At 71.4% G+C, this 20543-nt stretch carries 21 protein-coding genes; 10 read left to right on the forward strand and 11 right to left on the reverse strand.

Annotated elements, in window-relative coordinates:
* Nucleotides 1–71: 71 nt before the first annotated feature.
* Entirely contained in the window at nt 72–2099 is a 2028-nt protein-coding gene (thrS, locus tag ABS772_RS18445) for a threonine--tRNA ligase (protein ID WP_350396265.1), read from the forward strand.
* A gap of 28 nt (nt 2100–2127) precedes the next feature.
* Here thrS and ABS772_RS18450 read toward each other — a convergent pair whose 3' ends face one another.
* Nucleotides 2128–3522 carry an aminotransferase-like domain-containing protein gene (locus tag ABS772_RS18450; RefSeq protein ID WP_350396266.1) on the reverse strand — a complete coding sequence of 465 codons (1395 nt, stop codon included), beginning with the start codon at nt 3520–3522 and terminating at the stop codon, nt 2128–2130.
* Nucleotides 3523–3647: 125 nt separating this feature from the next.
* On the opposite strand from ABS772_RS18450, the gene ABS772_RS18455 reads away from it, so the two are divergent.
* Entirely contained in the window at nt 3648–3779 is a 132-nt protein-coding gene (locus tag ABS772_RS18455; protein WP_350396267.1) for a hypothetical protein, read from the forward strand.
* Between the two features lie 270 nt (nt 3780–4049).
* Nucleotides 4050–4175 carry a hypothetical protein gene (locus ABS772_RS18460; protein WP_350396268.1) on the forward strand — a complete coding sequence of 42 codons (126 nt, stop codon included), beginning with the start codon at nt 4050–4052 and terminating at the stop codon, nt 4173–4175.
* Nucleotides 4176–4189: 14 nt separating this feature from the next.
* On the opposite strand, the gene ABS772_RS18465 is transcribed toward ABS772_RS18460, so the two are convergent.
* Both ABS772_RS18465 and ABS772_RS18470 read right to left on the reverse strand, forming a co-directional pair.
* Nucleotides 4190–4582 (reverse strand): hypothetical protein, encoded by a 393-nt coding sequence (locus ABS772_RS18465; protein WP_350396270.1) that lies wholly within the window; start codon nt 4580–4582, stop codon nt 4190–4192.
* A gap of 5 nt (nt 4583–4587) precedes the next feature.
* Nucleotides 4588–5508 (reverse strand): hypothetical protein, encoded by a 921-nt coding sequence (locus ABS772_RS18470; RefSeq protein WP_350396271.1) that lies wholly within the window; start codon nt 5506–5508, stop codon nt 4588–4590.
* A 135-nt stretch (nt 5509–5643) separates the two neighbouring features.
* Here ABS772_RS18470 and ABS772_RS18475 point away from each other — a divergent pair, with 135 nt between their 5' ends.
* The 3 genes from ABS772_RS18475 to ABS772_RS18485 all read left to right on the forward strand — a co-directional run bounded on the left by ABS772_RS18475 (nt 5644) and on the right by ABS772_RS18485 (nt 7246).
* Entirely contained in the window at nt 5644–6231 is a 588-nt protein-coding gene (locus tag ABS772_RS18475) for a nitroreductase family protein (protein WP_350396272.1), read from the forward strand.
* Nucleotides 6232–6241: 10 nt separating this feature from the next.
* Nucleotides 6242–6850: a flavin reductase family protein gene (locus ABS772_RS18480; RefSeq protein WP_350396273.1), complete on the forward strand. Its 609-nt coding sequence runs from the start codon at nt 6242–6244 to the stop codon at nt 6848–6850.
* Nucleotides 6851–6964: 114 nt separating this feature from the next.
* Nucleotides 6965–7246, forward strand: a complete 282-nt coding sequence (locus tag ABS772_RS18485; protein WP_350396274.1) for a hypothetical protein — start codon at nt 6965–6967, stop codon at nt 7244–7246.
* Nucleotides 7247–7408: 162 nt separating this feature from the next.
* On the opposite strand, the gene ABS772_RS18490 is transcribed toward ABS772_RS18485, so the two are convergent.
* Both ABS772_RS18490 and ABS772_RS18495 read right to left on the reverse strand, forming a co-directional pair.
* Nucleotides 7409–8002 carry a glutathione S-transferase family protein gene (locus ABS772_RS18490; protein WP_350396275.1) on the reverse strand — a complete coding sequence of 198 codons (594 nt, stop codon included), beginning with the start codon at nt 8000–8002 and terminating at the stop codon, nt 7409–7411.
* A 36-nt stretch (nt 8003–8038) separates the two neighbouring features.
* The gene (locus ABS772_RS18495) at nt 8039–8695 is read right to left on the reverse strand and encodes an aldolase (protein ID WP_350396277.1); all 657 of its coding nucleotides are present in this window, start codon (nt 8693–8695) and stop codon (nt 8039–8041) included.
* A 178-nt stretch (nt 8696–8873) separates the two neighbouring features.
* On the opposite strand from ABS772_RS18495, the gene ABS772_RS18500 reads away from it, so the two are divergent.
* Nucleotides 8874–9986, forward strand: a complete 1113-nt coding sequence (locus tag ABS772_RS18500) for a transglycosylase SLT domain-containing protein (protein WP_350396278.1) — start codon at nt 8874–8876, stop codon at nt 9984–9986.
* Entirely contained in the window at nt 9983–11581 is a 1599-nt protein-coding gene (locus ABS772_RS18505; protein WP_350396280.1) for a DUF2336 domain-containing protein, read from the forward strand. Before ABS772_RS18500 ends, ABS772_RS18505 begins: the two co-directional genes overlap by 4 nt.
* A gap of 24 nt (nt 11582–11605) precedes the next feature.
* Here the strand turns inward: ABS772_RS18505 and ABS772_RS18510 are convergent, their stop codons facing one another.
* From ABS772_RS18510 to ABS772_RS18535, 6 genes are all read right to left on the reverse strand, one after another.
* On the reverse strand, nt 11606–12184 hold the full coding sequence (locus ABS772_RS18510; protein WP_238255253.1) for a cyclase dehydrase: 579 nt from the start codon (nt 12182–12184) through the stop codon (nt 11606–11608).
* A 35-nt stretch (nt 12185–12219) separates the two neighbouring features.
* Nucleotides 12220–13392: a zinc-dependent alcohol dehydrogenase gene (locus ABS772_RS18515; RefSeq protein ID WP_350396282.1), complete on the reverse strand. Its 1173-nt coding sequence runs from the start codon at nt 13390–13392 to the stop codon at nt 12220–12222.
* Between the two features lie 85 nt (nt 13393–13477).
* Nucleotides 13478–15049, reverse strand: a complete 1572-nt coding sequence (locus tag ABS772_RS18520; protein WP_407943003.1) for a UdgX family uracil-DNA binding protein — start codon at nt 15047–15049, stop codon at nt 13478–13480.
* Nucleotides 15049–16260, reverse strand: coding sequence for a putative DNA modification/repair radical SAM protein (locus tag ABS772_RS18525; protein WP_238258433.1), 1212 nt, complete (start codon nt 16258–16260; stop codon nt 15049–15051). The genes ABS772_RS18520 and ABS772_RS18525 overlap by 1 nt, the downstream gene beginning before the upstream one ends.
* 110 nt (nt 16261–16370) lie before the next feature.
* A complete protein-coding gene (locus ABS772_RS18530) occupies nt 16371–16802 on the reverse strand; it encodes an OsmC family protein (protein WP_350396283.1) in 432 nt (143 codons plus the stop codon).
* Between the two features lie 85 nt (nt 16803–16887).
* Nucleotides 16888–17487, reverse strand: coding sequence for a RecX family transcriptional regulator (locus tag ABS772_RS18535; RefSeq protein ID WP_407943004.1), 600 nt, complete (start codon nt 17485–17487; stop codon nt 16888–16890).
* 95 nt (nt 17488–17582) lie between these two features.
* Here ABS772_RS18535 and ABS772_RS18540 point away from each other — a divergent pair, with 95 nt between their 5' ends.
* Together ABS772_RS18540 and ABS772_RS18545 are read left to right on the forward strand one after the other, a co-directional pair.
* Complete coding sequence (locus tag ABS772_RS18540) at nt 17583–18992, forward strand: TAXI family TRAP transporter solute-binding subunit (RefSeq protein ID WP_350396284.1); 1410 nt, start codon at nt 17583–17585, stop codon at nt 18990–18992.
* Nucleotides 18993–19559: 567 nt separating this feature from the next.
* A complete protein-coding gene (locus ABS772_RS18545; RefSeq protein WP_350396285.1) occupies nt 19560–20369 on the forward strand; it encodes a YfdX family protein in 810 nt (269 codons plus the stop codon).
* Nucleotides 20370–20543 lie beyond the last annotated feature (174 nt).

Below are 20543 nucleotides of genomic sequence, written 5' to 3' on the forward strand. Positions count from 1 at the left end.
TCACCCCCGCGCCTTCCGAAAACCCGCCGTCCCCTCCGCGGGGCGTTGCTTCCGAAAAACACGGTCCCATCATGCCCATCCTGACCTTCCCCGACGGCAACACCCGCGCGTACGACGCCGCGGTGACCGGTCGGACCGTGGTGGAGGGCATCGCCAAGTCGCTCGCCAAGCGCACGGTCGCCATGGCGCTCGACGGCACGGTGCGCGACCTCGACGACATCATCGAGCACGACGCCGCGATCGAGTTCCTCTCGCGCGACGACGCGCGGGCGCTCGAGCTGATCCGCCACGACTGCGCCCACGTGCTGGCGGAGGCGGTGCAGGCGCTCTGGCCCGGCACGCAGGTGACGATCGGCCCCGTCATCGAGAACGGCTTCTACTACGACTTCGCCAAGGACGAGCCGTTCACGCCCGAGGACTTCCCGAAGATCGAGGCGAAGATGCGCGAGATCATCGCGCGCGATGCCCCGTTCACGAAGGAAGTCTGGACGCGCGACGACGTCAAGAAGCTCTTCGCCGACAAGGGCGAGAGCTACAAGGTCGAGCTGGTGGACGCGATCCCCGCGGGCGAGGATCTGAAGATCTACCGCCAGGGCGAGTGGTTCGACCTCTGCCGCGGCCCGCACATGACCTCGACGGGCAAGGTCGGCACCGCCTTCAAGCTGATGAAGGTCGCCGGCGCCTATTGGCGGGGCGACGCCAACAACCCGATGCTGACGCGCATCTACGGCACGGCCTGGGCGTCTCAAGGAGATCTCGACGCCTACCTGCACCGGCTGGAGGAGGCCGAGCGCCGCGACCACCGGCGCCTGGGCAAGGAGATGGACCTCTTCCACTTCCAGGAGGAGGGTCCGGGCGTCGTGTTCTGGCACGCCAAGGGCTGGACGATCTTCCAGGAGCTGATTGCCTACATGCGCCGCCGCCTGAAGGGCGACTACGCCGAGGTGAACGCGCCGCAGATCCTCGACAAGTCGCTGTGGGAGACCTCCGGCCACTGGGGCTGGTACCGCGAGAACATGTTCGCCGCCCAATCCGCCGGCGAGGAGGCCGAGGACAAGCGCTGGTTCGCCCTGAAGCCGATGAACTGCCCCGGTCACGTGCAGATCTTCAAGCACGGCCTGAAGTCGTACCGCGACCTGCCCCTGCGCATGGCTGAGTTCGGCGTGGTCCACCGCTACGAGCCGTCGGGGGCGATGCACGGCCTGATGCGCGTGCGCGGCTTCACCCAGGACGACGCGCACATCTTCTGCACCGAGGACCAGCTCGCCGCCGAGTGCCTGAAGATCAACGACTTGATCCTCTCGACCTACGCCGATTTCGGCTTCGACCAGATCCTGGTGAAGCTCTCCACGCGCCCCGAGAAGCGCGTCGGCTCCGACGCCCTGTGGGACCACGCCGAGGCTGTCATGCACGGCGTTCTCGCGCAGATCGAGGCGGCTTCAAACGGCCGCGTTCGGACTGAGTTCAATCCGGGCGAGGGCGCGTTCTACGGGCCGAAATTCGAGTACGTGCTGCGCGACGCCATCGGCCGCGACTGGCAGTGCGGCACGACGCAGGTGGATTTCAACCTGCCGGAGCGCTTCGATGCCAGCTACATCGACGCCGACAGCCAGAAGAAGCCGCCGGTGATGATCCACCGCGCCATCTGCGGCTCGATGGAGCGCTTCACCGGCATCCTGATCGAGCATTTCGCAGGGCATTTCCCGCTCTGGCTCGCGCCGGTTCAGGTGGTGGTGGCGACGATCACCAGCGACGCCGATCCTTACGCCCGCGAGGTGGTCCGCGCGCTGGAGCGCGCCGGGCTGCGGGTGGAAGCGGATCTGCGCAACGAAAAGATCAACTACAAGGTCCGCGAGCACTCGCTGGCGAAGGTACCGGTGCTGCTGGCGCTCGGGCGCCGCGAGGCGGAGGAGCGCACGGTCTCGGTGCGCCGCCTCGGCAGCCAGAAGACCACGACGCTGGCCCTCGACGCGGCGCTCGCCGCCTTCGTCGAGGAGGCGACCTCCCCGGACCGCCGCCGGGCCGAGGCCGCCGCCGACAGCCTTCCGAGCACCGACGCCGTCCTCGACGGCCGGCACGTCGAGGTGCCGGCGCCGTGACGGAAAGAGGGGTGCGAGCGCTCGCGCCTCACCCCTCCATCGCCCGCGCCAATTCCGAAAAAACCCGCGGGTCGGCGCATTGCGCCACGTTGAAGCGCATGGAGCCGGCGGCGCCCTGGCTGAGCGAGAAGACGTTGCCCGGCGCCAGCACCATGCCGCGGGCGAGCGCCCGGCGGGAGACGTCCGCCGCGTCGAGGCCGGCGGGCAGGCGCGCCCACAGGAACATGCCCGCCTGGGGCACGAAGGGCACGGTCACGCCGACCTCCGCGAGCCGCCGCACCACCGTGCCGCGGGCCTCCGCCAGCCGGGTGCGCATGGCATCGACGTGATGCCGGTAGCTGCCCTCGGCGAGGAAGCGGTGGACGGTGGCGGCGGTGAGGTGGTTGTCGCTCAACGACACCGCGAGCTTGAGATCGACGAGGCGCTCGACCCAGTCGCCGCGGATCGCGATCGCGCCGATGCGGGCTCCGGTCGAGATCGTCTTCGAGAAGCCGCCGACATGGATCACCCGGTCGAGCCCGTCGAAGCCGGCGAGCCGCGGGCCCGGCTCCGCCTCGAAATCGGCGTAGGCGTCGTCCTCGACGATGAGCGTGCCGTGCATTTCGGCGAGCCGCAGGATGCGGTGGACGGCGACCGGGCTCAAGGTCGCGCCGGTCGGGTTATGCAGGCCGGAATTGGTGATGTAGAACCGCGGCTTGTGCGCGATCAGCGCCCGCTCGAACGCGGCGAGATCTGGCCCCTCGGGCCCGAACGGCACGCCGACCATCTGCAGCCGGTGGGCCCGGGCGAGCGCCTGGAACGAGAAGTAGCAGGGATCGTCCAGCAGCACCGTGTCGCCGGGCTCGGCGAGGAAGCGGATGATCAGGTCGAGGGCGTGGGTGACCGAATCGGTCAGCACGAGCTGGTCGGGATGGGCGCGGATGCCGCGCTCGGTCAGCCGCAGCGCCATCTGCTGGCGCAGCAGCGCGTGGCCCTGCGGCGTGTCGTAGAACATCACCGCGTCGCCCCGGCGGGCGACCTGGCGCAGGGCCCGGCGCAGCTCCGCCTCGGGCAGCCAGTCCGGCGGGAGCCAGCCGCAGCCGGGCCTCAGGGAATCCGGCCGCGCCTCCAGCGATTGCCGGGTGATCCAGACCGGATCGACCGCCCGGTCGAGCCGCGGCCCGATCGCGGTGAGGCTGAGCGGCTCCGGGCGGGCGGAGACGAAGAAGCCGGAGCCCGGCCGCGAGACGATGGCGCCGCGCGCCGCCAGCCGGTCATAGGCCTCGACCACGGTCGATTTCGAGACCTGCATGCTGTCGGCGAGGCCGCGCACCGAGGGCAGCCTTGCGCCGGGGCCGAGCGCCCGACCCTCGATCCGCGCCTCGATGGCGCGCATCACCGTCTCGACCCGCGAGAGGACCGGCTCGGCAACCGCCACCGTCATGATCGCTCCTCCGAACTGTACCGGCCGACGTCCCGGACAGTTCTTCGGAATCGTACTGCAACCGTCCCTGTCGGGAAAGCGGCGGCTCCCTCATATCGAGGCCATCGAGAGATGGGAGACGAACCATGACCTTCACCGACGATATCACCGCGCCGCGCGGCGGCACCCGGACATGGATCGGGCGGCGCGTCCGCGACCTCATCGTTCTGTTCGGCGGGTTGGCGCTCGCCCTGCCGCTGATCGTCCCGTTCGCCTGAGACGGTTTCCGGTTGATCGCTTCGGTCAGGGCTGTCCCCTCCCCCTTGTGGGGAGGGGTTCGGGGTGGGGGTGGTGCAGACGGCACCGCCGCGCTCGATCCGGCACCACCCCCACCTCCTGCCTCCTCCCCACAAGGGGGAGGAGAGAAGCGACGGAGGCCGAAGCGATCAACCGGAAACGGCATGAAATGTCCGAGCCTGCCGTTCGCCGAGGCGTACGGTTCGAGCGGGCACGGCACCATTGCTGGACACCGGAAGAGGGGGGAAGCCATGGACGTCTGGTCTCATTCTCGTGAGACCGCCGCCGCGGGATGGGGTGTCTACGGGGTCCGTGACGCCATCGTCTTCGCCGTCGGCTTCATTCTGGCGCTGGTGCTGATCGCGCCGTTCGGCTGACGGAGGCCGGCTGCTCAGCCCTCGGTGCAATTCGCCGCGAACAGCGCCCGCGTCCGCTCCATGGCGGTGAACGCCGCCGGACTCGCCGGGCTGCGCAGTTCCGGCCCCTCGGGCAGCCGTCCGAGGAAGTTTTCCGCCAGATCGGCGACGAACGGGCGGGGCCCGGTATGGGTGCCCATGCGGTTCCTCACATCGACCGTGCCGCACAGCGCCCCGGCCCGGCCGATCCGCAGGTCGGCGACCCTGGCTTCCGGATCGCGCATCTGTTTCTCGATCAGGACCAGAGCCGTGCGCGCCGCCTCCGCACCGACACCCGTGTCGGAGCCGTCCACGACGGTCTGAGCCTCGGCCGCGATCGCGCCGGCCAGGATCAGGGAAGCCGCGAGAGCGGTCGCACGCCGACGCATCGATTTCAGCTTCCCTTGGCCACGACCTCGATGTCGCGGTCCATGCCGCTCTCCACCTTGAACTCGCGGGTGAAGACCTGTCCGTCGTGGCGGGCGATCAGCACGTAGTCGCCCTCCGCCAGGGTCACGGAGGGGAAGGCGCCGATCGCCTCGCGGATCGTGTCGCCGCCCGGCGTCAGCACGCTGAAGGCGGTGCCGGCGAAGGCTTCGGAGCCGGGGGCCGCCACGAGCTTCAGGGTCACGGTGGCGGCGCGGTGGTTCATGGTCGCGTCGGTGACCTTGCCGTTCTCGACCCGGAGATCGGCGCGCTGGATCGCGTTCGAGTCGCCGTAGCTCGACACGACGTGGTAGGTCCCCTCGGGCAGGCGCACGATCTCGCCGGCCTTGATGCCGCTGCGCACGAGGCGCCCTTCCGAGTTCGTCCCGATCGGCACGTAGACCGAGAAGCCGAGCTGGTTGCCCGGGATCTTCTGGTCGCCGACCGCCCCCGACAGCTTGAGGGCGCCCGCGGCGACGCGGAGCTGATCCGTGTTGGCGGTGCCCGCCATGGTGATCCGCTTCGAGGCGCTGGCATAGCCGTAGGTGACGGTGGCGACGTAGGCGCCGGCCGCGAGCTTGAAGGTCGGGGCGGGATCGTTCGAGCGGGCGACGATGGCCGGGCGGGTGCCGTCCCCGTTCTCGCCGTAGATGCGCCAGGTCAGGCCGGAGCGGATCGGCCCGTTCGCGCCGACGAAGACCGCCGAGAGCGACAGGTCCGCCTCGCCTTCCGCCGCGGGCGGCGGCAGAACCGGCCCGGTGATCCCCGGCGAGGGCAGGCCCGGCCCGAACGGCGTCGGCGCCTGCGCGGCGGCCGGCGCGATCGCGACGAGACCGGCCAGAGCGGCGGACAAGGAAACGGTCTTGCAGCCTGCGGACCCGCGTCCCATCGTCCCCGTTCCTTCCGCTCGCCCCACAGGACGCCGTCTGGCGCCGTCTCGAGCGCCCGCGCGCTCTTGAAACCCGACCGTGGCGGCGGCATGGCGGTCGTGATCCGAGCTTCACCCTCTCAACGCGGATTGTCCATGACCGAGATCCGAGACGCCGCCCAGACCGGCACCCTCCCCCTGCTGCGCACCCGCCGCTCGGTGCCGCCGATGCTGCTCGACGGTCCAGGCCCGACGGCGGAGGAACTCGACGGCTGGCTCGCCATCGCCGCGCGGGTGCCCGACCACGGCAAGCTCGCCCCCTGGCGCTTCCTCGTGATCGAGGGCGAGGCGCGGACGCGCGTCGGCGCCATCATCGAGCGGATCTTCCTGGCCGACGCGCCCGAGGCCGACGAGAAGCGGCGCGCACAGGAGCGGCAGCGCCTCGCCCACGCGCCGGTCGTGGTCGGAGTGGTCTCCCGCGCCGGGCCGCACGTCAAAATCCCCGAATGGGAGCAGGTGCTCTCGGCCGGTGCCGTCTGCATGAACCTCGTGGTCGCCGGCAACGCCGCGGGCTACGCCACCTCCTGGCTCACCGAGTGGTTCGCCTACGACCGCCGGGTGCTCGACGCGCTCGGCCTCGACCCGGCCGAGCGGATCGCCGGCTTCATCCATATCGGCCGCGCGCGGGAGGTGCCCTCCGACCGGCCGCGGCCGGACCTCGCGCAGATCGTCACGCGGCTCTGAGGGGCACCCCATGCATTACGAGGCCGAGAATCCGAGCCTGCCGCACAACCCGCTGAAGGCCATCGTCGCCCCGCGCCCGATCGGCTGGATCAGCGCCATGGACCGGGCGGGCCGGGTGAACCTCGCGCCGTACTCGTTCTTCAACGCGGTCGGCGGCGATCCCGACATGGTGATGTTCTCCTCCTCGGGCCGCAAGGACGCGATGACCTTCGCCGAGGAGGGCGGCGAGTTCGTGTGCAGCCTCGCCACCTTCGACCTGCGCGAGGCGGTCAACGCCACCTCGGCGCCGCTGGCGCGGGGCGAGAGCGAGTTCGGACCCGCCGGGCTGACGCCCGCGCCCTCGCGCCGGGTGCGCCCGCCCCGGGTCGCGGAATCGCCGGCGGCGATCGAGTGCAAGTGGCTTCAGACCGTGCCGCTGGTGCCGCTCGGCGGCGGCGAGCCCGCGAACTTCATGGTGATCGGGCAGGTGGTCTCGATCTACATCGACGACCGCTTCGTGCGGGACGGACGGGTCGATACGGGGGCGATGCGCCCGATCCTGCGCGCCGGCTACTTCGACTACTTCACCACCGAGCCCGAGAACCGGTTCGAGCTGCGGCGGCCGAAGGGGGGCGGCTGAGGGCGGCACGCCGATCGACGACTTCGACCTCCCCCGAGCCGGCCCCCGCGGCGGCGGCGCGGAACGCGACCGGGCACGGCGCCGTTTCTCCGGCCACGAGGTGGGAGGAACGGCATGCGAGTTCTTGCGACGGCATCGATGCTGACGGTCATGACGCTGGCCAGCGTCGGGGCGGCGGAGGCCAAAGGCTGCATCAAGGGTGCGATCATCGGCGGGGTCGCCGGCCACTATCTGGCGGAGCGCGGGGTGGTGGGCGCCGTGGCCGGCTGTCTGGCGGGCCGTGCCCTGGCCAATCGCCGCGCGCGGCGGGAGATCGACTACGGCTCCCGTGTCCAGCCCCGCGGGGCGGGCTATGGCGGGGGGCAAGGCTATCCGCGTCGGGACTACGGATATTGACGCAGGAACCGGGGCGCCGACCGGCGTCCCGTCTCGATTCCGACCCCGCGCTCGGCGGTCCATGCCGGGCGCGGGATGTTCCCCGGATATCTCAAGGCCGTCGGTGTTGAGCCCGTTCCGCTCGAGATCGAGAACGGGCCGGGCCGGCAAGCCGATGCGGCTTCACTCCTGACCGGCGATGCCGAGCCCGGCCTCAACGCGGGCGATCCAGGCCCGCAGCGCCGGATAGGGCGCGAGGTCGAAGCCGCCCTCGTGGGCGAGGCGGGTATAGGCCACCAGCGCCACGTCGGCGAGGCTGAGATCGGAGCCGACCAGGAAGGGCCGATCCGCCAGCGCCCCCTCCATCAGGGCGAGCGCGGCGTGGCCCCGCTCGAACAGTTTCGGATCGAGTTCCGCCTCCGTCCGGCCGAGATAGAGACGCTGGAAGCGGCGGACGGCGATGTAGGGCTCGTGGCTGTACTGCTCCCAGAACAGCCATTGCCGCATCTTCGCCTGCGCGAAGGCGTCCGCCGGGATCAGCGCGGAGTCGCGGGCGAGGTAGCCGATGATCGCGTTCGACTCGGCGAGGCTGCGCCCGTCCTCCAGCACCAGGGTCGGCACCCGCCCGTCCGGGTTGAGGGCGAGGAAATCGGCGTTGCGCGTCTCGCCCTTCAGGATGTCGACCTCGCGCCAGTCGAGATCGATTCCGAGATGGGCCGCGACCCAGGCCACCTTCAGGCAATTGCCCGACTTGCGGTCACCGTAGACGGTGAGCATGCGAATTCTCCTGTTCCGGATGCGCCCGAGGCGGCCTCAGCCGGCCCCCTCGCGCGGCACCGCCGCGACCGCCGCCGGGTCCCGCGCTACGACCCATTCGAAACCGTCCTGCCGCGCCGCCGCAAGCCTCTCGGGTGAGCGAAGCTCGGCCGTTGTCAGCCCCTCGAACGCCGCCACGCCCGCCGCCGCCGCGGCAAGGCGGACGAGACCGCGGGCCTGCGTCAGCAGGCTCGTCCCGCCGAGGCGCGCCGCCAGGGCCGTTCCGTCGAGGCCGAGGCCGGCGAGGCGTGGGCTCGCCCCGGCGAAGCCGCGGGCCTCGAGCACGCCGAGGGGATGGCCGATCGCGGCGAGGATCGCCGTCGCCCCGTCGGGCAGTCCGAACAGCGCCTCGCTGACGGCGAGCCGGGCTCCGAGGGCGGCGACGTCGCGCCCGGAGCGGGCATCGCGCAGCAGCACGCCGTCCGGCCGCCAGGCCATGAGCCCGTCGAGGCCCGGATCGTCGGGGCCGTCGGTGGCGGCGTAGATCGTCAAGCCGGGGCGCCTCGCCCGCAGATCCGCGACGAGGCCCCGCGGCGGCACGGCCTCGAACACGAGCGCGTCGGCGCCCGCCGCCAGGGCCGCGTCGGCGGCGGCCAGATCGGCGACGGTGACGGCGCGGCGCGGCGCGGCGGGCTCGCAAGGGGTCGAGGTCATGCGCCCTTTGAACAATCGTCCGTTCCATCCGGCCTCGCTCTTCTTCGAGAGCGGTCGGGACGGGCACGGCTTTCATCGATCCGCCGCGTCGTAAGCGGCAATATTCAAGCTTCTTTTACCATATGCGCAGGAAAGTCGGGTTTCACGGGGCCGAGTGACGGTCCCGTCGGGACGCGTCATGTTCCTGTTCACCAATGCTCCGGTCGGAACCCGCGAGACCGCCGCCCCGGCGCGGTCCTCCGCGGCGAACGGCGAGGTCGTCGATGCGATCCGCGAGGGGGCGCAATCGAGCGGCGTCGGCTTCGACTACCTGCTCGCCACGGCCCAGCGCGAGTCGAGCCTCAACCCTTCGGCCAAGGCGAGCACCTCGACGGCGACCGGCCTGTTCCAGTTCATCGAGCAGACCTGGCTCGGGGTGATGAAGAATGCCGGGCCCAAGCTCGGCCTCTCGTCCTACGCCGACGCGATCAGCGCGGGCGCGGATGGCCGCTACACCGTGGCGGACCCGGCGGCGCGGCAGGCGATCCTCGACCTGCGCCGCGATCCCAAGGTCTCCGCGGCGATGGCGGGGGCGCTGACGCAGCGCAACGGCGAGGCGCTGAGCGCGGCGCTCGGTCGCGAGCCGACGGCCGGCGACCTCTACGCCGCCCACGTCCTCGGCGCGAAGGGGGCGAGCGCGCTGATCGCCTCGGCGCAGGCGAGCCCGTCGCGGCCCGCCGCCCTCGACCTGCCGGAAGCGGCGGCCGCGAACCGGGGCCTGTTCTACGACCGCGCCGGGCGCCCGCGCAGTTCCTCCGAGCTCTACGGCGTGCTGAGCCAGACCACCTCCGGCGTGGCGACCCCGGTCGCGACCGCCGCGGCCGAGGCCAACGTGCCGACGGCCTACGCCTCGCTGGAGGGCGGCCTGCGCTCGCTGTTCCAGACCGACCGTCGCCAGGGGGCGATCTCGGAAGGCGTGGCCAAGCTCTGGCAGAACCGTGCCGCGAGCGCCGCCGCCCGCACGGCTCCGACCTATTTCCCGCGCTCCGACGGGTGGAGCGAGGCGGAGAGCACGGCCGCGCCGAGCGCCGCCCCGCCGGCGGCGATGCCCGCGCCGGTGGCGGACACCGCCTCCGTCGCGGAGCCCATCCTCGTGCCGCTGCCGCCGCGCCGGCCTGCCGGGCTGACGGCGACGGCATCCGTGCCGGCCGCCACCTTCATGGCCGGCCCGATGCCGGACCGGCCGAGCGCCACGCCTTCGAAAAACTCGCTGTTCGATCCCTCCGCGTTGCGCCTCAGGAGCGGCTCATGATCCTCCGCCAGTTCCTCTCCCTCACCCAGAACGCCACGCCCGAGCGCCGCGCCGAGGCCGCCGGCACGCTGACGCGCAGCTACCTCCAGGGCACCCTGGGGCCGGACGCGGCCTGGGAGGCCAAGACGGCGCTCCTCGCGCTGCTCGACGACCCGGCCGCGGCGGTGCGGCGGGCGCTGGCGCAGGCCTGCGCCGATTCCGACCAGGCGCCGCGCCCGCTGATCGTGGCCCTGGCCTCCGACCAGCCGGACATCGCCTGCCTCGTCCTGGCGCGCTCGCCGGTGCTGATGGATGCCGACCTCGTGGATTGCGTCGCCATGGGCTGCGAGGAGACCCGCGCGGCGGTGGCCGGTCGGTCCGACCTGTCGAAGCCGGTGGCCGCCGCGCTGGCGGAGGTGGGCGATGTCCCCTCGCTCGTCGCGCTGGCGCGCAATCCGCTGGCCGCGATCGGCACCACCGCCCTGATGCGGATGGTCGAGCGGCACGGCGAGGATGCGGAGCTGCGCCAGGCGCTGCTCGCGCGCTCCGACCTTGCCATCGAGGTGCGCCACGCCATCGTCGCCCTGGTGGCCGAGCAGCTCTCGCGCTTCGGCCAGAATGCCGGCTGGATCAGCTCCGAGCGCGGCGCCCGCGCCGCCCGCGAGGCCCGCGACGCCGCCGCCCTCGCCCTCAGCGACGAGGCCGAGGAAGCGCAGCTCGTCCGGCTCGTCGCGCATCTGCGGGGGCAGGAGCAACTCACCGCCGGGCTGATCCTGCGGGCGATCCTTTCCCTGCGCCTGCCGTTCGCGGAGATCGCCCTCGCCGAGCTGAGCGGCCTCAGCCGCGCCCGCGTCGCCGGGCTGGTCCTGGAGCCGCACGGCGCCGGCTTCGCCGCCCTCCACCGCCGCGCCGGCCTGCCCGCCCTGCTTCTGCCGGCGATCCAGGCGGCGCTGTCCGTCTGGCGCGACGCCAATGGCGGCCGCAACGGCATGGACGGACCGCGCCTCGCCCGTTCAATGATCGAGGCGGCGCTGACCGCCTGCGAGAGCATGCCCTTCGCGGAAGCCCGCGGCCTGATGGCGCTGCTCGCCCGCTTCGAGGCCGAGGCGGCCCGGGACGAGGCGCGCATCCTGGCGCACGAGCAGGCCGAGGCCCAGGCGTGGGAAGCGGCCGAGGCGCCCGCCCTGCTGACGGCATCGGAGGCCGCGGGCCACCTCGCCGCGGAGGCGCCGTCGGAGATCCTCATCCTGTCCTCGGAGCCGGGCCTGCCCGATGCCGCCGCCGCGTGGCCGCTGGCACCCCGGCCGGAGGAGCGCATCGGCGCGGCCGTGATCGAGGCGTCCGCGGCGATCGTGCCGGACACGGCCGAAACCGTGCTCGCCGGCCTCGCCGACGAGATCATGGCGCGCTTCCTGGCCGACCGGGCGGCCACGGCGGCGCAGCTCCCGGCGCCCGCGCCGGAGACCGAGGCGGCGATCGTCCAAGAGATCGTGGTCGAGCCGAAGCGCGCCCCGCGGCCCCGCGCGATCGCCGTGGCGGTGGCCGCCGGGATGATCCCGGAGGATCTGATCCTCAGCTACCGCGCCGACCGGGAACGCCAGCGCCTGGCGGCTTGAGGCCGGAGCGGCGCTGCCCGCGCGTCACGCCGACGTCCAGGCGCGCATCGCCTGCGGTCCGACGATGTCCATCGGCGGCTCGAAGTCGCTCGCCCGGCCGCGCATCGCCTCCGGAGGCTCCGGGAAGCCGCTGCGGCGCCGGTAGTCGCGGCGGATCCGGCGCGAGGGCCGGAGCGGCGCCTGCGACAGGTTGCGGGCGCAGACCGCGTCGAGGGCGGTGGCGCCGGCGAGCGCCATCAGCGCGACGATCGCGTTGCCCCGGCGCGGGTTGGACTCCTCCAGGGCCGGCAGCACCGTGGCGATGTCGACGGCGTCGCCCCCGACCCGCCCCCAGATCCAGGGCGTCGGGTCCGTCGTGCCGAGGATGCCGACGCCGGTGACGATCTCCCGCACGCCGTAGGCGCGGATGACGGGCGCCAGTTCCGGCTTGCCGAGCCAGCGGGCGATCGACGCCCCGGCGACGATCTCGGCGGCGCCGAGACCGAGGGAGAACCAGCCGAGGCCCTGGGCGAGCCCTTCCGTCGCCGGATCGGGCCGCCGCCGAGAGTCCGGCGCGATCCGGCGGAGCGCGCCACCATCCGATCCGTCGCTGTCGCGGGCCATGACACCTCCGCCTTGCGCGATTGGGCCGCGGACGCTCAGGGCCGCAGCACGACCTTGATGCAGTTGTCCTGCTTGTCCCGGAACGTCCGGTACATCTCCGGACCCTGTTCCAGCCCGGCCCGGTGGGTGATGACGAAGGAGGGGTCGATCTGGCCCTCCTCGATCCGCCGCAGGAGATCGTCGGTCCAGCGGTTCACGTGGGTCTGGGCGGCGCGGATCGTCAGGCCCTTGTTCATCACCGCGCCCATCGGCATCTTGTCGACGAGCCCGCCATAGACGCCGGGGATCGAGAGGATGCCGGCGGGGCGGCAGACGTAGATCATCTCCCGCAGCACCGAGGCGCGGTCGCTCTCCAGCATCATCGCCTGCTTCACCCGGTCGAAGACCTGCTCGACGGCCCGCGGCGAGTGCGCCTCCATGCCGACCGCGTCGATGCACTTCTCCGGGCCCTTGCCGTGGGTGAGCTCGTTCAGGCGCTCGACCACGCTCTCGCGGCTGTTGTCGACGGTGATCGCGCCGCCCGCGCGCGCCATGTCGAGGCGCTCGGGCACGCTGTCGATGCAGACCACCTGTTTCGCGCCGAGCAGCACCGCCGAGCGCACGGCCATCTGCCCGACCGGCCCCGCGCCCCAGACCGCGACGGTGTCGTGGGGCTGGATGTCGGCCTGCACCGCCGCCTGCCAGCCGGTCGGAAAGATGTCGCCGAGGAACAGCACCTGCTCGTCGGTGAGCGAATCCGGCACCTTGATATGCGTCCGGTCGGCGAACGGCACGCGCACGTACTCGGCCTGCCCGCCGGCATAGCCGCCGGTGAGGTGCGAGTAGCCGAACAGGCCGGCGGTGCCGTGGCCGAACACCTTGGCGGCGAGGCTGCGGTTGCGGTTCGAGCGCTCGCAGACCGAGAAGAAGCCGCGCTTGCACTGGTCGCACTCGCCGCAGATGATCGTGAACGGGATCACGACCCGCTCGCCCTTCTTGAGCGTCCCGTTCAGGCCCCGGCCGGTCTCGACGACCTCGCCCATGAATTCGTGGCCGAGGATGTCGCCCTTCTTCATCGCCGGGATGAAGTGATCGTAGAGGTGGAGGTCCGAGCCGCAGATGGCGCAGGACGTCACCTTGATGATCGCGTCGCGATCGTCCTCGATCTCAGGATCGGGAACGGTGTCGCAGCGGATGTCCTGGGTGCCGTGCCAGACGAGGGCCCTCATCGGATCTCTCCCAAGGATTCTTCTTCGGCCAGGCGCGAATGCGTGAATGCGCTGCCGGGATATCCTCGGGAGTCGGAGAATTGTTTCACGCCGCCATGGCATTCGCCCGCCGAAGATCGTCGACGAAGGCCTGGTAGGCGACCTCCTTCGCCGCCTCGTCGGGCAGGCGCAGCAGGTAGGAGGGGTGGACCGTGATGAAGCCCTCGAACGGCCGGCCGAATTCGGCGGGGCCGCGGGCGCGGGTGATCGGGATCTGCTTGCCCGTGAGCGCGAGCACCGCGGTGGCGCCGAGCGCCACGACGAGTTTCGGGGCGACGAAGTCGAGTTCCTTGTCGAGCCACCAGCGATAGTGGCTCACCTCGCCGGCCGTCGGCTTCTCGTGGATGCGGCGCTTCCCGCGGAGCGTGAACTTGAAGTGCTTGACCGCATTCGTGAGGTACGCCTCGCCCCGGTCGATCCCCGCCTCGTCCAGCGCCCGCGACAGAAGCTGGCCTGCCGGGCCGACGAAGGGCCGGCCCTGGCGGTCCTCCTGATCGCCCGGCTGCTCGCCGACGAAGGCGATCCTGGCCCCGATCGGTCCCTCGCCGAGAACGGCCTGCGTCGCGCCGGGAACGAGCGGCTCCGAGCGGGCGATGACCGCGTTGAGGGCCTCCAGCGAGTCCGGCTCGTCCTGGCTCATCCGCGCGACGGCGCGGACGGGGTCGCGCTTTGCCGGCATGGTCGGCTCCTTCTCGATCATCGCCTGCGCGCGGGCGCTCGCCGCCCGCACGAGAGCGGGAATCGCCGCCGTCTCCGGCATGTTCCGCCAGTACTTGCGGGGCATCTCGGCGCGCATGGCGTCGAGGTTGAGCCGGGCCGGGTTGAACGTGCTCTCGTAGTAGTCGCGCCAGCCGGCCTCGAAGCCGTCGCCGTCGGGCACGTCCTCGCGGCGTCCGGGTGGGCCGAAGCGGAGCGCGCCGTCCCAGTGCGCCGAGCCTTCCGGCGTCAGGATCGACCAGGTCAGCGCGCGGAAGCGGTCGACGAAGAACGGGGCGGCCGCCTCCAGGATGTGATGGTCGGGCTCGAACCACGCCACGAAGCGCTCCGCCCCCTCCCCCGGCTCACGGCGGAAGCGCAGGAAGGCGTGCATCTTGTGCAGGTCGCGGCCGATGGCCTTGCGCATCCGGTGGAGGCGGTGGACGAGCGGATCGCTCGCGACCTCCATCAGCGCCCGCTCGCCGTGAACCACGCGCCAGAGCAGGGTGTAGAGCAGGCCGTAGCGCTCGGGATCGCGGTGGGGCACGACCATCGGGATCAGGTCGGCCACCGCGCGGGGGAGCGCGAGCGGCGGGTCGTCCGCGGGGGCGAGGTCGGCGCCGAACAGGCTCGGGGCCTCCGTCTGCCAGACGGTGTTTTCCGGGGGGATGCTCGAAGCGATCAGGCGGCGGGCGGCGGCTCGGAAGCCCGACAGATCCGCGCCGGGCGCGAGGGTGACGACGTGGATACCCGCACATCGCCCTCCCCCCTCCGCGGGGGAGGGTGGCCCCTGCGTCAGCAGGGGTCGGGTGAGGGGAGCGCCGCTTCCGGAAAGACCTGAGCCGGCCCCTCTCCCGCCCGCTTCGCGGGCACCCTCCCCCGCAGAGGGGGGAGGGTTATGAGACGGCTGTGCCTCTTCCATCAGAACAGACTCAACTGCTCGGCCGGCTCGGCGAGCTTCGCCCGCAGATCCAGCCGGTCGGTGAGCGTGACGGGGCGAAAATCCTCGGCGATGAGGAAGGGCCGGGCGCGCTTCAGCCCCGAGGTCAGCCGCGCCACGTCGTCGAGGCGCAGGCGGCCGTGGCGGCGGGCCTTGATGATGGCATCGACCGCCCGCGCCCCGAGCCCCGGCACCCGCAGCAGCATCTCGCGGTCGGCGCGGTTCACGTCCACGGGGAAGCGGTGGCGGTTCTTCAGCGCCCAGGCGAGCTTGGGGTCGATGTCGAGGGCGAGCATGCCGTCCTCGGACGCGCCGGCCACGTCGTCTGGGGAGAACTCGTAGTACCGGATCAGCCAGTCGGCCTGATACAGCCGGTGCTCGCGCCGCAGCGGCGGCGCCTGCGGCGGCAGGGCGGCGGAGGCGTCGGGGATCGGGCTGAAGGCCGAGTAGTAGACGCGCTTGAGCCCGTAGGTGCCGTAGAGCAGGGCGGACTTGCGGATCAGCGCCTCGTCGGTGGTGGCGTCCGCCCCGACGATCACCTGCGTCGATTGCCCGGCGGGCGAGAAGCGGCGGCGCTCCTCCTTGGCCTGGACGATGCGCTCGCCGATCTGGCTCATCGCCCCCTCGATCGCCGCGCCGTCCTTCTCCGGCGCGAGGCGGATGAGGCTCGCCTCGGTCGGCAGTTCGAGGTTGATCGAGAGCCGGTCGGCGTAGAGCCCCGCCTCCTCGATCAGCCAGGGGCTCGCCTCGGGGATCGACTTCAGGTGGATGTAACCGCGGAAGCCGTGCTCGCGCCGCAGCTTCTTGGCGACCCGGGTCAGCATCTCCATCGTGTAGTCGGGCGAGCGGATGATGCCCGAGGAGAGGAACAGCCCCTCGATGTAGTTGCGCTTGTAGAACTCGACCGTGAGCGTCACGACCTCCTCGACCGAGAAGCGGGCGCGGGCGACGTTCGAGGAGCGCCGGTTCACGCAGTAGGCGCAATCGAACAGGCAGTAATTGGTCAGCAGGATCTTGAGCAGCGAGACGCAGCGCCCGTCCGGCGTGTAGGCGTGGCAGATGCCGGCGCCCGTGGTCGAGCCCAGCCCGTCCGCGCCGGCCTTGCGCTTCGGCGCACCGGAAGAGGCACAGGAGGCGTCGTATTTGGCGGCATCCGCGAGGATGCGCAGCTTGCGCGCGAGCTTGTCGTCCATCGAACGGAAGATGAACACGCGCGCGCCGGGATCAATGCGGCGCGTTGGCCCGCACACCGGAAATGTTCATCCCGCCGCGCGAAGGGAACGCGGCGGGGCGGTGGAATGGGTCAGCCCTGGGCGAGCGTCTTGTCGAGGGTGATCTCGGCGTTGAGCAGCTTCGAGATCGGGCAGCCCTTCTCGGCATTGCCGGCGAGTTCGTCGAACTTCGCCTGATCGATGCCGGGGATCACCGCCTTGAGGGTGAGGGCCGACTTGGTGACCTTGAAGCCGCCGCCGTCCTGGACCAGCGTGACGACCGCCTTGGTGTCGAGGGAGGTCGCCTTGAGCCCGGCCGACTGGAGCTGGAAGGCCAGCGCCATGGTGAAGCAGCCCGCATGCGCGGCGGCGATCAGTTCCTCCGGATTGGTGCCCGGCTCGTTCTCGAAGCGGGTGTTGAAGCCGTAGGGGCTGTCCGAGAGCACGCTGGACTGCGTCGTGATCGTGCCCTTGCCGGTCTTGCCGTCGCCTTCCCAGTGGGCGCTCGCGTGGCGGTCGGTCATGCTGTCGTCCTCGTCGTCGTGAGCGGAAGCGGTCCGCGTGGCCACGGACGTGGAGCGGCGGGCAAGCCTGTCGAGGGGTCGCCGCTCATTCTTCACCGTGGCTCGACGCGTCCTCCGCCTCGCCGCCGATGACGTCCTTGGCGAGCCGGTAGGAAAATCCCGCCCGCGCCATCGCCGCGAGGTCGCGCTCGCGATGGGCCTCGCGGGCGTCCGGGCGGCGATAGGGGCCGAGGCGGCGGCGGCGGGCATAGGCGCGGGCGGCCCGCTCCTCCGTATCCGCCTCGCCCGCCTCGGCACCCTGCGCCTCCTCCCGCTCGACGGCGAGCGTCGCCGCGATCGTCTCGGCGTCGATCCCCTTGGCGGCGAGCCGCGCCTGCGCCTGGCGGGTCGAGGTGCCGCGCCGCCGCAAGCCGCGCAGGCGGGCGGCGGCGAAGCGGGCGTCGTCGACGAGGCCGGCGCGCTGCGCGCGGGCGACCGTCTCCTCGATCAGCCCGGCATGCGCGCCCGGATCCTCGTCGCGGGAGCGGCAGCGGCGCTCGATGCGGCGGGCGAGCACCCGGCGCAGCATCTCGGACGAGGCGCCGTAGCGGTCGAGATAGTGCGTGGTGACCCGATCGAGCCACGCGGCGCTGACCGGCGGCTCGGGCCTTGCTTCACGTCGGTTTGAAACGGTTCGCGCGATCATCCGTTCTTCACGATCCGGACAGGTTTTCGATTCATGAATCTTGGATGGATCGTACGCGATTTCGAGGGTTGCGCCGCCGCATGGTGGCCGTGCTCATGAGGCGCGAATGGCTCTACGTCCTGCTGGCCCTCGGGTTCGCGGCCGTGGCGGGCCTCGTCGTCTACTTCTCACGCCCGACGCTGCTCACCGTGGCGGTCGGCCCGCGCGACGGTGTCGAGGCGGGGCTGATCGAGACCTATGCGCGGGCGCTGAACCGCAATCACGAGGATGTGCGGCTCCAGGTCGTCCCCTTCGACGACGTGCGCGACAGCGCCGCCGCCCTGGAACAGGGCCGCGCCGACCTCGCCGTGGTGCGGCCCGACGTGAAGCTGCCGGATAACGGGCTGACGCTCGCCATCCTCCACGACGAGGCGCTGATCATCGCCGCGCCCGACGCGAGCGAGATCGAGAGCTTCTCCGATCTCTCGACCCGGCGCCTCGGTGTGGTGACGCGCCACGTCGCCGACCTGCCGGTGCTGACGAGCCTGCTCGATTTCTACGACTTCAAGGCGTCTTCCGAGGACGAGGCGGCCGGCGATACGCCCCTCGCGGCGGGCCGGGTCGGCCTCGTGACGCTCAAGGCCTCCGAGATCACCCAGGCGCTCGAATCCAAGCGCGTGGACGCGGTGGCGATCATCGCGTCTCCCACCGCCAAGCCGGCGCAGGCGATGCTGCGCGCCGTCGAGGCGGCCTCGCCGGAGCGGAAGGTCACCCTCGTCAGCGTGCCGGACGGCAAGGCGATCATCCAGCGCATGCCGACGCTGCAGCCGGTCACCCTCACCGCCGGCACCTTCGGCGGCCGGCCGAAGCGCCCGGAGGAGGATGTCGAGACGGTGGGCGTGTCCTACCGGCTGATGGCCCGCGGCGCGGTGAGCCGCGTCGCCGTCGCCTCGGTGGTGCAGCACCTTTTCGAGTGGCGCTCGCGGCTGGCCGCGGCCGCGCCGGTGGCCCAGCAGATGAAGCCGCCGGACTACGACACCACCGTCACCGCCACGAGCGCGCAGCTTCCCAACCATCCGGGCGCGGTCGACTATTTCGAGCGCGAGCAGCAGACCTTCCTCGACCGCTACGAGGACTGGATCTACCTCGTCGCCTTCTTCGGCGGCACGGTGGGCTCGGGCATCGCGTGGCTCGGCCAGCGCCTCGCCCGCAAGCGGCGCGAGCGCATCGACGTCATCCTCGACCGCCTGCTCGACATCCTGGCCGAGGCCCGCGAGGCGAAAACGGCCGCCGCCCTCGACGCCCTCACCCGCGAGACCGACGCGCTCATCGCCGACGTGGTGCGCCAAGCCCGCGAGCGCAGCATCGACTCGCGGATGGTCAGCGCGCTGATCCTCGCCATCGACGCGGTCAACGGCGCCCTCGACGCCGGCCGCCGCGCCTTCGAGCCCGGCGCGGACCCCGGCACGGGCGGGCGGACGCGCACGGCGCGGCTGCTGTCGCTGAGCCTGCCGGCGGCCGAGTAGCGAGCCGGCCTCCCGAAACCGCGCCGGCCGGCTCGACGGAGGGCCGCTGCGCCCAGGACGCTGCGCAGAACCCGCACGGCCATTTCGTTTCGGCGCGCCCGCGGCGCGCAGGGCCTCCCCTGTGCCGAACGATGTGAAGGCCGTGCCGGCCGGCTCAGGCGCGGCAGCCGATGCGCCTCGTCCCGACGACCCTGGCCGCGTGCATAGACTGATACGGCTTGCAGTTGATTCCTTCGATACTGTTTCCCGTCATTCCGGGGCGCCGGAGGCGAACCCGGAATCCACCCGTGATGCCACGTTGAGCCGCGCATCATGGGTGGATCCCGGGTTCCGCTGCGCGGCCCCGGGATGACGGGGGTGGTCCGAACCGGACCATTCAACCGGAATCGGTCTGAGATGTACCCCGATCCGCGACGGCGGGATGCCCCCGACCTGCCCCCGCTCGATTAACTTATTTTAATCCCCCGTCCATGCAACAGCGCCTTCGTCGGAGGATTGTACAGATATCGAACGAACTCGTTCGAAACAGCATGATTCAAAGTCAGTTAAATATAGATTGGAATCGTCATGACTTACCGTAAGTCTCTGGCCGCAGCCCTTGTTGCGACGACTGTTCTGGGCGGCGCCGCTCTCGCCGCCGATCAGGCGACCAAGCCGACCGCCACCCAGGAAACGCCGGCCCAGAAGGCCGCCGACAAGGATGTCGCCAAGCTTTCGAAGGATGGCGCTCAGGCCTTCCGCGACATGCATCTCGCCCGCGTCGCGATCTTCGATGCCAACCCCACCCAGGCCAAGGACCTGATCGGCGCCGCCAAGACGGCACTGGCCAAGGCGAAGGCGGACGACGCCGTGTTCAACAAGGCGGAAGCCGATCTCAAGACACCGGCGGATCTGGCGGCTTCGAGCAAGGCCGCGACCGCACCGTCCGACAAGTCGGCTCCGGCCCAGACGGGTCCGGACAAGACGGCCTCCGGCGCGGGGCAGATCGCCTGGGTCCCGGTCGATGCGCAGCTCACGCTCGGGGAAGACTTCCAGGCCACGCCCGCGAAGGCGTCCGCCGTGACCGAGGCGAACAAGAGCCTGATGAAGGGCGACAAGAAGGGCGCCATCGAGAAGCTCCGCGTCGCCGATGTCGACGTCAACTTCATCATGGCGGTTCTGCCGCTCGACAAGACGACCGCGGACGTGAACCAGGCCGCCACCCTGATCGACCAGGGCAAGTACTACGAGGCGAACGCGCTTCTGAAGACGGCCGAGGACCGGATGCGGTTCGACCTGATCGACGTGGTCGGCGTTCCGAAGGCCGCCGCGAATACGGCCGGCAAGGCGGCCACGCAGACCCCCGCCGCGCCGCACGACACCAAGTCGACGAACTGATACGGTTTCCGTTTGATTCCTTCGGTGCCACTTCCCGTCATTCCGGGGCGCCGAAGGCGAACCCGGAATCCACGACGGGCCTGGACGCCATATTCCAGCCGCGCATCACGGGTGGATCCCGGGTTCCGCTGCGCGGCCCCGGGATGACGGGGGTTGGGGCTGAACCGAAGCGAT

The sequence above is a fragment of the Methylorubrum podarium genome, from assembly GCF_040270385.1.
Taxonomy (GTDB): Bacteria; Pseudomonadota; Alphaproteobacteria; order Rhizobiales; family Beijerinckiaceae; genus Methylobacterium; species Methylobacterium podarium.